Here is a 13,763-nt window from a genome sequence, read left to right on the forward strand (position 1 = left end):
CGCTCGGCCGCGGCCTGCCTGGCTCGGCTTCGTGGACCCCGAAGTTACCTCGCGCCCGAGGTGGCTGGTTGGTAGCGTGCCGGTCACTGTGCGAGCGGCCGCGGCGGCTCTGCGGTTTCCCGGCCACTGGAGGCGCAGGTGCAAGGCGTCATCAAGTCTTACGACCCGGCGTCGAGCGTCGGGGTCGTGACCGACGACACCACACGAGCCGAGCACGAGCTGGCCCCGAACGCCTTGGATGGCTCCATCTTCCGAATGGTTCGCCAAGGTCAGCGCGTGGTCTACGACCTCGACGAGCGGGGACTGGCCACGCGGCTGCGCCTCGGTTCGGAAGTGGACCTGGGAACGCCGGATTGGGTCGCGACCCGGGGGGAAACAGCGTGACCCGAGGTCGGAACGGAGATCCCGGCCGGCGATCGAGTCGCCAGTAGCGGATCGTGGGGAACACGCGCGAGATCCAGACCCGGAGGACGACTTGCCTGCTACCGCTCACCGACAGCTGACCGATTGGGTAGATCACTGGGCCGGCGTGCTGCGACCCGATGCGATCCACTGGTGCGACGGCTCGCAAGCGGAGTACGAACAGCTCTGCGCCACGATGGTGGAAGCGGGGACGCTCATTCCGCTCAATGCGCAGGCGCGTCCCAACAGCTACCTCGCTCGCTCCGATCCGGGAGATGTCGCCCGCGTCGAAGACCGAACCTTCGTCTGCTCCGAGCACGAGTCCGATGCGGGTCCCAACAACAACTGGCGGCCGCCGCCGGAGATGCGCACCGAGCTGCTCAGCCTGTTCAGCGGGTCGATGCGAGGACGGACCATGTACGTCGTGCCGTTCTCGATGGGCCCGCTCGGATCGCGCATCGCTCACATCGGGGTCCAGCTCACCGATTCGCCGTATGTGGCCGCATCCATGCGAATCATGACCCGCATGGGCCAAGCCGCGCTCGACGTGCTCGGGGACGCGCCATTCGTTCCGTGCATTCACTCACTCGGTGCGCCGTTGGCGCCTGGCCAGACCGATGTGCCGTGGCCCTGCGACGCGGAGCGAAAGTACATCGTTCACTTCCCGGAGACACGAGAGATCTGGTCGTACGGCTCTGGCTACGGAGGCAATGCACTGCTGGGCAAGAAGTGCTTCGCCCTGCGCATCGCGTCGACGATGGCACGAGACCAAGGCTGGCTGGCCGAACACATGCTCATCGTGGGGGTGACACCGCCCGAAGGCGAGACCGTCTACGTCGCCGCTGCGTTTCCGTCGGCCTGCGGCAAGACCAACATGGCCATGATGATTCCCACCCTGCCGGGCTGGAAGATCGAGACCATCGGCGACGACATCGCTTGGATGGCTTTCGGCGATGACGGCAGACTCCACGCGATCAATCCGGAGGCCGGCATTTTCGGGGTTGCGCCGGGAACGGGCGCTCACACCAATCCGAGCGCACTAGCGACGGTGTGGGGCAACTGCGTGTTCACCAACGTCGCCCAGACACCCGACGACGACGTCTGGTGGGAGGGCCTCACACCCGAACCGCCCGAGGGTCTGATCGACTGGCGCGGACGCCAGTGGTCACCCGATTCCGGCGCTCCGGCGGCCCATCCCAACGCCCGCTTCACCGCACCGGCTGCTCAGTGTCCCACCATCGCGCCCGAATGGGAAGACCCCGCGGGTGTGCCGATCTCCGCGATCCTGTTCGGCGGGCGTCGTGCGACCACGGTGCCGCTGGTGGCCGAAGCCTTCGACTGGGAGCACGGGGTGTTTCTCGGGTCGGTGATGTCCTCGGAGATGACCGCCGCCGCTGCCGGAACCATCGGCGAAGTGCGGCGGGATCCATTCGCCATGCTCCCGTTCTGCGGCTACAACTTCGGCGACTACTTCCAGCACTGGCTCGACATCGGCGCAAAGCCGGGAACCCGACTGCCCAAGCTGTACTACGTGAACTGGTTCCGCAAGGATGCCGACGGCCGATTCATCTGGCCGGGCTTCGGCGAGAACGCTCGCGTGCTCAAATGGGTGCTCGAGCGGGTCGCCGGCCACGGTGAAGCCGTGCCGACAGCTATCGGCCTCGTGCCGCCGCCCGACGCGATCGACACCAGCGGCCTGGACCTGAGCCCGGCACAGATCGAAACGCTGGTGGGCGTCGACGAAGACGACTGGCGCGCCGAAATCGACATGATCGAGGCTCATTATCAGAGGCTGGGCGAGCGGCTTCCTCCGCAGATGCGTCATCAGCTCGACCTGCTCGAGCAGCGTCTCGGCTTCTGACCGTCGGCTGCTGAGCTTCGGTTGCTGGGCGACTGCAGCTCAGCCGCCCAGGAACATGGCGCGAATCGACAAGCCCATGATGAACAGCGCGCCGAGACCGAACAGCTCGTAGCGGCGGTGCTCGAGCTGCTGGCGGTAGGCGTAGACGAACACGACCGTCACAGCGCAGCAGACTCCGTAGAACACGTGGAAGGCCGGGGCGTCCACGCCGCCGATCCGCATGACAGCGACGCCGACAGTCATCTGTGCGAACACCAACGTCCACGCGGCCCCGAGCAGCCACCACATGGCGCCGTGCCGCAGCGCAGGCCAGCGAATCGCGCCGATCGCCCACAGCCCGGCAGCGCCGTTGCTCAGCACCAGCACCCAGCCGAGCACCGTGTGCGTGGCGGCGAGGACCTCAGCGCTCAATGCTGCTCTGATCGCTCGCCACAGCCTCCATCCACCTGCGCTACGGCTGCGGTACAGGGCTCACTGCGGTGAGGGAACATGCTGTGTGAACAAGTGTACGAACATCAGCAGATTCCGCGCATCGCCGTGGCCGTTGGCCAGATTGAGCTCGCCTGGGCGTCGGGCCTCGGTGTCGCTGAGCTTGAGCACGTCCAAGGCCCGCAAGAGACCGACCGGTGCTCCGGACGACACCAGCTCGCTGATGTCTCGCACGAGGTGCCGGCCACGCAAGCCTTGCGCTCGAATGAGGCTGCGCAACAGCAGCCGTGCCAGCGCACACGCACTGGCCGGCGAGATCTCGGCGACGGCTGCTGCTTCGCTGTAGAGCGGAACCAGCTTGCGATCCAGCCCAGGCGGCGGTGCAGCATCCGGCTCACGGCGTTCAGGCTCGACGGCACGCGCGGGGTCATCTGTTCGGAGGCCGTCTGCTTCGGGGCTGCCTGCTTCGGGTAACGACCGCTGCGGCACCGACGCCGTCATCGCTGGGTCACGCTACTCGGCGAGGCCGACAGGAGCCCGCAGCGCTGCAGTGCCCCGATGACGGTCTCCCCCAGCCGTGCGATCGCCGCGGGCGTGCGTGCGCCCCACCAGAACAGGTCCTGACCGTCGATCAGCTGCGTCGGTGCGATGGCAGTCAGTTCGTCAAGGTGACGTCGGTGCCACGGATAGGGCTCGGTCGGCGCGAGCACGATGTCCACGTTCGCCCGTGCCGCTTCGTCGGGGTCGATCGTCGGATAGGCGCCGCGGCTGGCGAACGCTACCTCGAGGCCGCACCAAGCGAGCAACGACGCGCCGTAGGTGGGTGCGCCGATGGACATGAGGGGCCGACGCCAGATCGGCACGAAGGCACGAATCGCGCGACCCGAGGGATGCCACAGGGCGCCGAGCGCACGCGGGAGCGGATCGGCATGCGGGGTCACGCCGATCCGAGCCGCCAAGCGATCCAGCTCGGGCTCGACTTCGTGCAGCGATGCGATGTGCAGCACTTCGACCTCGATGCCTCTGGCGACGAGCGCGTCGTAGTCCTCCTTGCGGTTCTCTTCGCGGTCCACTACGAGGAGGTCCGGCGCCAGCGCGGCAATGGCAGCGATATCGGGATTCTTGGTACCGCCGATGTGCGGCAGATCCGGTCGCTCACAAAAGCTGGTGCAAGCGATCGGGTCGATGCCCCACGCGGCCAGCGTTTCGGTCACGCTCGGAACGAGGCTGATGATTCGCATGGTCGGCACGGCGCGCACGGAGCGAACGCCGCACCAGCGTACGGGCGCGGTGGCCTAGCTTCGCCCCCGTGGACAGTGCGGAATCGACAGCTTGGTCGCAAGCTCGGCCGGAGGAGGCGATGCCGACCGGCGACAGGCTCGATACCGCGCAGCTGGCCGCTGTGCGATCGGGTGCCGACGCCTTGCTCGTGGTGGCCGGACCCGGAAGCGGCAAGACCCGCGTGCTGGTACACCGCATCGCCTGGCGCGCCGCGACCGAGTCGATGCAAGCCCGACACGCCGTGGCCGTGACGTTCACCCGGCGTGCTGCGCGAGAACTGCGAACGCGGCTGCGCCGGCTCGAGGTCGACGACATGGGGCCAGTCGGCACGTTCCACTCCATCGCCCTCGCGCAGCTACAGCAGTACGATGCCGACCACGGACGAGCCGCACGCAAGCTCCTGGCGAGTCGATCTGCGCTCAGCAGCGAGCTGTCGGAGCATCTGCGGCATTCCTACGGCCCGCGGCCGCCGATCACGGTCGCCAGAGCGCTGCGCGAGATCGACTGGGCCAAGGCCAGCGACCTCTCGGTTGCCGAGTACCGCCGTGGGCCCGCACGACGCAGGCTCGAACCGGCGGCCGCAGATGCTGCGGCGTCGCTCTTTGGTCACTTCGAGCGCGTCAAGTCGCGCCGCCGGCTGCTCGACTTCGACGACCTGCTCGCCGAATGCACGCGCCTCATGCGTTGCGACGAACACTTCGCGGCAGCGCAGCGGTGGCTCCACCGTCACTTCTTCGTGGACGAATTCCAAGATCTCAATCAGCTGCAGTGGAATCTGCTGCAGGAATGGATCGGCGGCAACGACGCCGTGCGCAACGGGACTGCAGACATCTGCGCCGTCGGCGACATCGACCAGGCGATCTACGGTTGGAACGGCGCGGACAGCCGCTACATCGCCGAGTTCGACCGCTGGTTCGAGGGTGCAGCAGTGATCCGGCTGGAGCTCAACTACCGCAGCCACCCATCGCTGGTCGCCGCCTCCCGAGCGGTGATCGCCCCCGACGACGACTCCGCGCACGACACGGCGCGGGGGTCAGCACAGGCATCGGCTCGTCCGCACGAGCTGGGTCCTGCTCCGACCGTGACCGGCTTCGACGACGCCCAAGCAGAGGCAGCCGGCATCGCACGATGGATCGCCGAACGTCGGCTCGGCCGCGTGGGCTGGGATGCATTCGCCGTGCTCGCCCGAACCAACGCCCAGCTGCACGACATCGCGGCCGAGCTGAAGTCCCACGGCATCCCTGCTCGACTCGCAGGACAGCGAAGCGCGTGGTTGCAGCTTGCCGAGGTTCGCCGGCTGCTGGACCGCTACCGCGCCTCAGACGCACACATCTCCATCGTCATGGAGGATCTGCACGCCGAGGCACTCGCTGCTCTATCCGACGAACAGCTCCGCCCGGTGCTGGAACGAATGCTGGATCTCGCCCGCGTCTACGTCGCGGAGATGGCTCATGGCGCAGGCCGGCGCGTTCATCGTGGCGCCTTGCGCGAGGATCTCACCGCGCAGGCCTTCGTGTCCTGGGTGGAGCTGCTGTCGAACAGCCGGCGCGAGTTCACCGCCGACATGCTCGACGGAGACCGCTTGGGCAGACGGTTCGCTTCGCAGACCGGCGCGGTGACGCTCGCCACATTCCACACCGCCAAGGGATTGCAATGGCCCCATGTGGTGATCGCGGGCCTCGAAGACGGCCTGGTGCCCTTGCGGCGCCACGACCCGGAGGAGCGGCGGCTGCTCTACGTCGCCGTTTCGCGCGCCATCCGCACGCTGCACCTCACTTGGGCACGCAACCGAGCTGGGCACGGCGACGCCAGCGGGAATCGTCGTCCGTCGCCGTGGCTGGAGGCCATCGCCGCGACGACGACCGAGGCGCCGCCACTGCAGCCCGCCGACGCCGTCGCCCGCGTGGCAGCCGCTCGCAAGACGCTCGATGCCGTGGGCAATCCTTGATGGTCGCCGGCTCACTGTGAGATGTCAGCGAATACCGGAGCATGATCCGACGGCTTGGTGCCCTTGCGGGCGTTGCGGTCGATGAGGCAGAAGTGTGTGGCGGCGGCCACCGACGCGCTGGCGAGCAGCAAGTCGATGCGCAGACCATGACGCTTGTAGAAGGCGCCCTCTCGGTAGTCCCACCAGCTGTGCAGCCCGTCGGCGTCGTAGTGCGCTCGAAACACGTCGACTAGGCCCCAGTCGCACACCGCCTGCAGCGCCTCGCGTTCGCGGTCGCTGACGTGCGTGCGCGGCGCTGTGTTGTCGGGGTCCCACGCGTCCCGGCCGTCGGGGCAGACGTTGAAGTCGCCTCCGACCATCACCTGATCGGCCCGATCGCAGGTGGCCTCAAGGTGAGCACGCAAGCGCCCCAGCCAGTCCAGCTTGTAGCGGTAATGGTCGTGGTCGAGGGCGCGTCCATTGGGCACGTAGACCGAACTCACGGTGATGCCACCGCAGCGCGCTGAGATGATCCGGGCGTCGGGGTCTGGTTCGCGACCGTCGGCGAATCCGACGACCGGGTCCTCGATCCCGACGCGGGACAGCACCGCCACGCCGTTCCAGCGGCCCTGGCCGTGGTGCGCCGAGTCGTAGCCCTGGGCAGCGAAGTGCCCATACGGGAACTGCTGGTCGGACATCTTCGTCTCCTGCAGCAAGACCACGTCCGGTTCGGCATAGGCGAGCCACTCATCGACCCGCGCCAGCCGGGCATTGAGGCTGTTGACATTCCACGTGGCGATGCGCACCGATTCGAAGATACTTGCGAAGGTCGGTTACTGGCGCAGGTCGAAGCCAACCAGCAGTTCGAGCTCGCGCAGGGCTTCGTCCGGGTCGGTCACCTTGATGGCCGCCATGCCCATGGCCGCGGCCGGCTTGCAGTTGACGCCCAGATCGTCGAGATACGCGGTACGGGCAGGGTCATTGCCCAACTCGGCACACGCCAGCTCGTAGATCCGCGGATCAGGTTTGCGCAGGCCCACCACGGACGACTCGATCACGACGTCGAACAGCGCCATGACGTCAGCGATCGCCTCGGCAGCACTCGCATTCCGGGCCATGCCGGCCCCGTGTCCTGTTCTCACGTTGTTGGTGATGCACCCCAGCGGCAGGAGAGGCGCGAGCACACCGAGCGCATGCACCATCTGCGGACGCAGTGCGCCGTTCAGGCACGCCAGCACCTGCGAGCCCGACATGACGTAGCCACGGCCGGCGGCCTCCGCTTCGAAGAGTTCTGCGAACTCGTCGACATCGATCTCGCTGCGTTCGAGTCGTGCCCAGGCATTGATGTCGGGGTTGGTGGCGTTGATATGCCGTATGGTGTCGCGCGGCACGCCGATGCTGTCCTCGTAGCGGTTAAACGCTACGAACGGACTCTCGGTGACGACACCGCCGAAGTCGAAGATCACCGCATCCACGGTGCCTGTTGCCGCCGGATCGCACACAGCAGCAGTCCCTTCATCTCTCGGCGCCGCTTGAGTTCTGCGATGAGACATAGGGCACATCATAACGACATCTGCGCGTCATCAAGAGTCACGGCGGCACGGGCGGCACCTCTAGAGCAGCTTCAGAGTAGTGTCCATGCTCGCAAGACGATTCTTCGCCACTTCAACGTACTGTTCGTTGATTTCGTAGCCCACATAATGTCGGCCTACCATGAGCGCCGCTTCTGCCGTAGTCCCAGATCCCATAAAGGGATCTAAGACTATGTCATCCACATACGAATACAGGTGCATCAGCCGTAGTGGCAATTCCACCGGAAATGGGGCTGGATGCTGAGCCCGTCTGGCACTGGCCGACGGGAATCGCCATATGCTCTTGGTTTGCTCCAAAAATTCATCCCGGCCGATGCTGTCTTCCTGCACAGGGTGTCGCCTATAGCTCTCCTTGGAGAATACCAGTATGTACTCGTGTACATCCCGAAGTACTGGGTTACTGGCGGACATCCAGCTACCCCAAGCGCAGGATGTGCCCGCGCTGACGCCCTTATCCCAAATGATCTCCCCGCGCATCAAGAAGCCACATTCTTGCGCGATCTCGCCAATGTACATGTGTAGCGGAATGTAGGGCGTTCTTCCGACATTTGCGATGTTGATACAGGCCCTACCACCATACACCAATACTCGATACACTTCGTTCAATACGCCAGCCAGAAGTTCCGAGTATTCATTAAGTGTCAAGTCATCGTCATAGTCCTTTCCGACATTATAGGGAGGGCTTGTAACCATCAAATGAACCGAGCGACCTGGCAATTGCTTCATATCCCTGCTGTCGCCGAGATGGATCACGTCCAGCTGGTCAGGCGCATTGTTGGGTTCAAGCGCGTCGTCCGGCGATGTGACACCGATGCCCTGATACATGCGTTGGCCGTAAAACTTGCTCGCATCGTGGCCAACGCGGCTGCCCGTGCCAAAGCTGGAGGTTTCCGTCCGTTTCATCATTCACTCCGAGGCGCCAAGTATCGTTATCTATCGTTTCCCACGATTCTACCCAATTTGGTGCGTGATGTCCGTATACCGTTCGCAGCGGTATGGTCCCGGTGACTGCCAGAGGGACCCGGCCGTGCGGGGCTCAGATCCCCTGCTGTAGCCAAGCCGCTGAGCGCGGACAGAGCGGGCGTCGGCATCGCGCACGGCCCATTCGCCCGGCCTGATCGCGTCACGTTGCCACTTCCCTGCCCTTGCCGCGTAGCGCACCCATCCGATGTGGCGCCGATGCCGAGGTCGCCGAGGCCGTATCCCACCGGACCAACCGCAGCTTCTCAGGCAAGGCCGCCACAGCGCATCAGCGTGCGAAGTCAAGGCGCTTGTCATCGCAGATGTTCGCCCAGTTGCCACGCTCGCACAGCAGGCCAGGCCACAGGAGACTCGGCGCATCAACGAACTCCCAATACAACACAGATAGAGTGTCGCTTCATGATTATGGACACCTCGGCGTCAGCGGCATCGGATTCGGCGGCATTGGACGTGACCGCGACCGCTCCGACGAAGCGGCCTACGAGACGCACCAGATGGCAGAGCCGGGCGGTGTCGCGCACGGTGGATGCCGGCAATGCTGCCTACTGCGCCGTCTGTGACGAGTTCATCAAGTTCCGGGCACGCATCCGTGCCGAACAGATCATCTGTAATGTGTACGTGAACAACCGATGGGACCGCGTCGAGCACTATCACCCCGAGTGCTACGAACAGGCCGGCTTCCCCTACGGCAAGCCCCAAGCCTGACCGGGCTGCCTGGCCGGGCTGCTTGGGCGAGCTACTGGGCCGAACCGCCTGGCTGAGCTCGTTGGCCGGGCTAGAGGACTTGGCTCAAGAACAGCTTGGTGCGGTCCTCTGCAGGCTCGGTGAAGAAGTGATGCGGCGTGCCGACTTCCACGATCTCGCCGTCTTCCATGAAGATGATGCGGTCAGCCACCTCACGCGCGAAGCCCATCTCGTGTGTCACCACCATCATGGTCATGCCCGAGCGCGCTAGCTCCTCCATCACGTCGAGCACCTCTTTGATCATCTCGGGGTCGAGCGCCGAAGTGGGCTCGTCGAACAGCATGACGCGGGGCTCCATGGCGAGCGCACGCGCAATGGCCACCCGCTGCTGCTGGCCCCCCGACAGCTGGCCGGGGTACTTCTGCGCCTGCTCCGGAATGCCGACGCGCTCCAGCAGCGACGCAGCCAGTTCTTCTGCCTCGGGCCGCGACTTGCGACGAACCCAGATCGGGGCCAGCGTGATGTTGTCCATCACCGTCAAGTGCGGGAAGAGGTTGAACTGCTGGAAGACCATGCCGACCTCTGAGCGGATCTTCTCGATGTTCCGCAGGTCATTGGTCAGCTCGATGCCGTCCACGATGATCTGACCGTTCTGGTGGGCCTCCAAGCGGTTGATGCACCTGATCCAGGTGCTCTTGCCCGAGCCCGAGGGTCCGAGCACCACCACGATCTCCTGTTCCTTGATCGTCGCGGAGATGCCGTTCAGCGCCTGAAAGTCGCCGAACCACTTGTCGACACCACGGCACACGATCATGTCGGGGCGAGCGGCGAGTTCGTCCGATACGGCGATCGTCGCATCCCCATGGCTCGGAAGCGTGGGCATGATCAGCTTCTCCCTGTTGGTGACTGCTGCGTGTGCGGCCGAGCGGCACGCCACTGCGATGCCTGGTGCGGTGGTCCACGACGGGCCCTCATCGCTGGCCCAGTCCCACACGGCGCTCGAGCCGCTGGCTGTACTTGGACATGGCGAACGCAACAGCCCAGTAGACCGCCGAGACGAACAGCAGACCCTCGCGCCGCACTCCGAGGAACTGTGACTGGTTCGGTATCACCGAGTTGGCCATGCGCAGGAAGTCGAACAGCCCGATGATGGCGAGCAGCGACGTCTCCTTGAACGTGGCGATGACTTGGCCCACCAGCGGTGGGATCGACACCCGCAGCGACTGCGGCAACACGATGAAGCCTGTGCGCTGGGTGGTGGTGAGCCCCACAGCATCGGCAGCTTCGTACTGCCCGCGGCGAATCGACTGCAGCCCCCCGCGAACGTTCTCCGCAAGGTAGGCCGCAGAGAACAGCGTGTAGCCGAGAATCGCCGCCGCCAGCTCTGCCAGCTCCATGCCGTCTGGCAAGAACAGCGGCAGCACCACGGAAAAGAACAGCAGCAGCGTGATGAGCGGGACACCGCGGATCACCTCGATGTAGACGGTCGAGAGCACTCGGAAGATCGGCAGGCGCGAGGTCCGGGCGAGCGCCAGCAGCACGCCGATCGGGAACGACAGCATGATCGTCAGCACGGCGACCAGCAGCGTCACGCTGAAGCCGCCGATGAACATGTCGGTCGGGGTCTCCACCGTCGACGGCGCGTTGATGACGGTTGCGCCGTAGAAGAGGATCGCCACCACGAACAGCCACGCCCCGACCAGCTTCCGGCGCTGGGCAACAGCGCCCGCGAAGTTGGGCGCCAACAAGCCGGCGACGGCCAGCAGCAGGAAGGCGATGCGGGCGACCTGCAGCATCGGGTACCAGCCGAAGAACGCGGCGACCCAGTGGAATGCTGCAAGCAGCACCAGCCCGATCGCTGCCAAGCGCCCCGCTTCACCTGCGTCGCTGCGCGTCAGCCACCACAGTGCGGCCGAGCCACCTGCGGCGAACGCCAGCGCCAGCGGCACCATCGTCGAGAACACATGGGCGTAGTCGATGTGCGGGTCGCGCATGACCACCCAGTAGAGGAAGAACGGGCTCAGCACCCACGCCAGATTGACCGCCAGCCGCGTCTTGACCAGCGTGCCTCGCGGCAGCTCGTCGGCTGAGCCGCCGTCGTCGTCGTCAGTGTCCGAGGCGCCGGCTGTGGCGCGAGCCAACGCAAGCGCGCTAGCACGTGCGAGCCGTCCGAGCGCGAAGCAGCCCGCCAGCAGCAGCCACATGATCGTCCACGGCACCCTGGTGCTCATGGCCACCAAGCGACCGGGCTCGGCGATGAACTCGCCGCCGGTGAATCCGTAGTGCCCGTAGGGGACCGTCCACAGCGACACCACCAGCAGTGCCGGCAGGCCGAAGACGAGCCAGGCAACGGGCAACTCGGTGACACGGCGGCCGTAGTCGTCAAAGCTCCGCCACAGCACGAGGCCGAGTCCGACCAGGATGACGACGAGCACCCACCACACCCATCGGTCGGCCATGGCCGCAGCAAACGACTCGCGTACCAGTGCGCCGTCGTCGCGCACGGTCTCGCCAGCTGCGTCGATCAAGACGCTGGGCTCGCGGATCAGCACGCCGACAGCGACGAGCGCACCACCCGATAACAGCCAGCCCATCAGTCGCTTCACGGTCACGCCGCCCCAGCGAGCCCAGATTCCGGCGCTCAGGCCTGCGAGCGCCAGGACGATGCCGACCGACACCCACACGCGCACGTACTGGTCTTCCGGGTAGGCCTGCGTGAACATCAGCCGCAGATTGGTGCGGACCGCGATCCATGAGCGCTCTTCGCTGAAGGTGAAGTTCAGCAGGCCGCGGTAGGCGTACAGCGCAATGAGCACCGCCAAGACGGTGAGAATCGAGTTGCGGACGTTGGGAAAGAGGTTCTCGCGGATCCAACGGCCCGGCGGCAGGCTCGGGCGGTCGGGCGGACTCGTCGTCGGGCCTGCTGTCGGAACCACCGGATCGGCAGCGATTGCGGAGGGTGCGGCAGGCAGCACGGGATCGACCACTTCAGCGCTCCACGATGCGCAGCCGAATGTTGAAGAAGTTCACGACGGCGGAGATCGTCAGCGAACAGGCCAAGTAGAACAGCATCCACACCGCCATGACCTGCAGCGTCTTGCCCGTCTGGTTGTAGACGGTCTGGCCGATCTGCACGAGATCGCTGTAGCCCACGGCGATGGCCAGCGACGTGTTCTTGGTGAGATTCAGGTACTGGTTCCCCACCGGCGGCAGGATCACCCGGAGCGCTTGAGGCAAGGTCACCCGGCGCAGCGCCGTCGAGCGCCGCAGGCCGAGCGCCTGCGCAGCCTCGCTCTGGCCCTTCGGCACCGCCAAAATGCCTCCGCGCACGATCTCAGCGATGAATGCCGCTGTGTAGAAGACCACCCCGAAGTAGACCGCGGCAAAGCCGATAGGCAAATTCAAACCGGCCGGTCCGTAGTTGACGAAGTTGCCGGGCTGCACGATGTCGGGTCGCATGGCGTCGACCGGCAGCCCGCTGCGGCCGTTGCCGAACTTGTCCGCCAGCACGCCGAGGCCGTCGCTAGCAGAGTTCACCGCCCAGCTCGACAGTCCCGGCCACAGCACGGCAACGAACAGCACGACGAGCAGCGCGGCCACTGCGGCGAAGATCATGCGGAACCAGTCGTCGTCGGTGAGCCGCATGCGTCCAGCCGGAGTGCGATGCCGTTCCAGGAAGCGACGTATCCACCACGCCGCGACCCCCGCAGCGACGAGCGCTGCGAACAGCTGCACGGCACCCGGCGGGATCGAGCCCACGGCATCAGCCAGACCGCTGACGACGCTGCCGAGCCAGCCGAACACTGGATGCAGCCACCATCCCGCAATGGCGAAGGCCGCAATGATGCCGAACGCCCAGGCACCGGCACGCGTCTGTTGCCCGGTCTGGTCGCGTCGCTCCGCCAGCCTGCGGAAGGCGACATGGGCGACAGCAGCACCGATCAGCAAGCAGACGGCCCATTGGTAGAAGCCGTCCGCGAGGAACACACGCGGGATGGACAAGCCCTTGTTGGACAGGTGAATCCAGCCCGAGATCGGCCCCGTCCCGAATGACACATTCGGGAGCGACACCAGAACCGCGGCGTACACCAGAATCTGCACCAGCAGCGGGATGTTCCGCAGCGCTTCCACGTACACACCGGCCAGGCGCCGCAGCGGCCAGTTCGACGACAAGCGCGCCAGACCCACCAAGACGCCGATCACCGAGGCGAGCGCGATGCCGGCGACCGCCATCCGGATGGTGTTCACCATCCCGACCCACAGCGCACGGCCCCCAGTGTCGGGATTGGTGTCGATGCCCCAGCCGACCTTGATGCCGATGTAATCGGAGATGAAGTCGAAGTCGATGTTGGCGCCGCGAGCGCGCAGGCTGTCTCCCGCCTCAGTGGCCAGGAACCACATCGCTGCCAGGACTGCGATGAGCGTGCCGATCTGCGCGATCCAACGTACGACTGTCGCGTCCCGGTAGAACGGCGGACGAGCCCCCAACGTGCTCAGGGCAGCGTCACGCGCTGATGTTCGAGGATCGCTCACGGCGGGTCACCTTAGGTGATGGGTCCGCATCGTTGGGGCATTGTGCGCGAATACTCGGGCTAAGGCCGAACGC

General features: G+C 65.7%; 13 protein-coding genes. 4 read left to right on the forward strand and 9 right to left on the reverse strand.

Annotated elements, in window-relative coordinates; all coding sequences use genetic code 11:
* Nucleotides 1-186 precede the first annotated feature (186 nt).
* A complete protein-coding gene (locus ACOGI4_RS11485) occupies nucleotides 187-384 on the forward strand; it encodes a hypothetical protein (protein WP_419841800.1) in 198 nt (65 codons plus the stop codon).
* Between the two features lie 91 nt (nucleotides 385-475).
* Complete coding sequence (locus ACOGI4_RS11490) at nucleotides 476-2,263, forward strand: phosphoenolpyruvate carboxykinase (GTP) (protein ID WP_419841801.1); 1,788 nt, start codon at nucleotides 476-478, stop codon at nucleotides 2,261-2,263.
* Between the two features lie 39 nt (nucleotides 2,264-2,302).
* Here the strand turns inward: ACOGI4_RS11490 and ACOGI4_RS11495 are convergent, their stop codons facing one another.
* From ACOGI4_RS11495 to ACOGI4_RS11505, 3 genes are read right to left on the reverse strand one after another with little or no spacing between them, the layout of a single operon-like run.
* A complete protein-coding gene (locus tag ACOGI4_RS11495; protein ID WP_419841802.1) occupies nucleotides 2,303-2,674 on the reverse strand; it encodes a hypothetical protein in 372 nt (123 codons plus the stop codon).
* A 60-nt stretch (nucleotides 2,675-2,734) separates the two neighbouring features.
* A complete protein-coding gene (locus tag ACOGI4_RS11500; protein WP_419841803.1) occupies nucleotides 2,735-3,193 on the reverse strand; it encodes a hypothetical protein in 459 nt (152 codons plus the stop codon).
* A complete protein-coding gene (locus ACOGI4_RS11505) occupies nucleotides 3,190-3,933 on the reverse strand; it encodes a helical backbone metal receptor (protein ID WP_419843141.1) in 744 nt (247 codons plus the stop codon). Before ACOGI4_RS11505 ends, ACOGI4_RS11500 begins: the two co-directional genes overlap by 4 nt.
* 119 nt (nucleotides 3,934-4,052) lie before the next feature.
* Here ACOGI4_RS11505 and ACOGI4_RS11510 point away from each other — a divergent pair, with 119 nt between their 5' ends.
* Nucleotides 4,053-5,921, forward strand: coding sequence for an ATP-dependent helicase (locus ACOGI4_RS11510; protein WP_419841804.1), 1,869 nt, complete (start codon nucleotides 4,053-4,055; stop codon nucleotides 5,919-5,921).
* A gap of 11 nt (nucleotides 5,922-5,932) precedes the next feature.
* On the opposite strand, the gene ACOGI4_RS11515 is transcribed toward ACOGI4_RS11510, so the two are convergent.
* The 3 genes from ACOGI4_RS11515 to ACOGI4_RS11525 are packed head-to-tail and all read right to left on the reverse strand — an operon-like array spanning nucleotide 5,933 to nucleotide 8,395.
* Nucleotides 5,933-6,706 (reverse strand): exodeoxyribonuclease III, encoded by a 774-nt coding sequence (locus tag ACOGI4_RS11515; RefSeq protein ID WP_419841805.1) that lies wholly within the window; start codon nucleotides 6,704-6,706, stop codon nucleotides 5,933-5,935.
* Between the two features lie 27 nt (nucleotides 6,707-6,733).
* A complete protein-coding gene (locus ACOGI4_RS11520; protein ID WP_419841806.1) occupies nucleotides 6,734-7,453 on the reverse strand; it encodes an HAD-IA family hydrolase in 720 nt (239 codons plus the stop codon).
* Between the two features lie 60 nt (nucleotides 7,454-7,513).
* Complete coding sequence (locus ACOGI4_RS11525) at nucleotides 7,514-8,395, reverse strand: DNA-methyltransferase (RefSeq protein ID WP_419841807.1); 882 nt, start codon at nucleotides 8,393-8,395, stop codon at nucleotides 7,514-7,516.
* 477 nt (nucleotides 8,396-8,872) lie between these two features.
* Between ACOGI4_RS11525 and ACOGI4_RS11530 the strand changes: the two genes are divergently transcribed.
* The gene (locus ACOGI4_RS11530) at nucleotides 8,873-9,178 is read left to right on the forward strand and encodes a hypothetical protein (protein ID WP_419841808.1); all 306 of its coding nucleotides are present in this window, start codon (nucleotides 8,873-8,875) and stop codon (nucleotides 9,176-9,178) included.
* A 70-nt stretch (nucleotides 9,179-9,248) separates the two neighbouring features.
* On the opposite strand, the gene ACOGI4_RS11535 is transcribed toward ACOGI4_RS11530, so the two are convergent.
* The 3 genes from ACOGI4_RS11535 to ACOGI4_RS11545 all read right to left on the reverse strand — a co-directional run bounded on the left by ACOGI4_RS11535 (nucleotide 9,249) and on the right by ACOGI4_RS11545 (nucleotide 13,690).
* Nucleotides 9,249-9,971, reverse strand: a complete 723-nt coding sequence (locus ACOGI4_RS11535) for an amino acid ABC transporter ATP-binding protein (protein ID WP_419843142.1) — start codon at nucleotides 9,969-9,971, stop codon at nucleotides 9,249-9,251.
* A gap of 157 nt (nucleotides 9,972-10,128) precedes the next feature.
* On the reverse strand, nucleotides 10,129-12,144 hold the full coding sequence (locus tag ACOGI4_RS11540; protein ID WP_419841809.1) for an ABC transporter permease subunit: 2,016 nt from the start codon (nucleotides 12,142-12,144) through the stop codon (nucleotides 10,129-10,131).
* Nucleotide 12,145: 1 nt separating this feature from the next.
* A complete protein-coding gene (locus ACOGI4_RS11545; RefSeq protein WP_419841810.1) occupies nucleotides 12,146-13,690 on the reverse strand; it encodes an amino acid ABC transporter permease in 1,545 nt (514 codons plus the stop codon).
* Nucleotides 13,691-13,763 lie beyond the last annotated feature (73 nt).

The organism is Candidatus Poriferisodalis sp. (assembly GCF_965205175.1).
Taxonomy (GTDB): Bacteria; Actinomycetota; Acidimicrobiia; order Acidimicrobiales; family Poriferisodalaceae; genus Poriferisodalis.

Excerpts from the sequence above, each read along its gene's own strand:
- ACOGI4_RS11510 (WP_419841804.1), top strand. The coding sequence starts at position 4,053 with ATGCCGACCGGCGACAGGCTCGATACCGCGCAGCTGGCCGCTGTGCGA.
- ACOGI4_RS11520 (WP_419841806.1), bottom strand. The coding sequence starts at position 7,453 with ATGTCTCATCGCAGAACTCAAGCGGCGCCGAGAGATGAAGGGACTGCT.
- ACOGI4_RS11525 (WP_419841807.1), bottom strand. The coding sequence starts at position 8,395 with ATGAAACGGACGGAAACCTCCAGCTTTGGCACGGGCAGCCGCGTTGGC.
- ACOGI4_RS11535 (WP_419843142.1), bottom strand. The coding sequence starts at position 9,971 with ATGATCGTGTGCCGTGGTGTCGACAAGTGGTTCGGCGACTTTCAGGCG.
- ACOGI4_RS11500 (WP_419841803.1), bottom strand. The coding sequence starts at position 3,193 with ATGACGGCGTCGGTGCCGCAGCGGTCGTTACCCGAAGCAGGCAGCCCC.
- ACOGI4_RS11530 (WP_419841808.1), top strand. The coding sequence starts at position 8,873 with ATGATTATGGACACCTCGGCGTCAGCGGCATCGGATTCGGCGGCATTG.
- ACOGI4_RS11505 (WP_419843141.1), bottom strand. The coding sequence starts at position 3,933 with ATGCGAATCATCAGCCTCGTTCCGAGCGTGACCGAAACGCTGGCCGCG.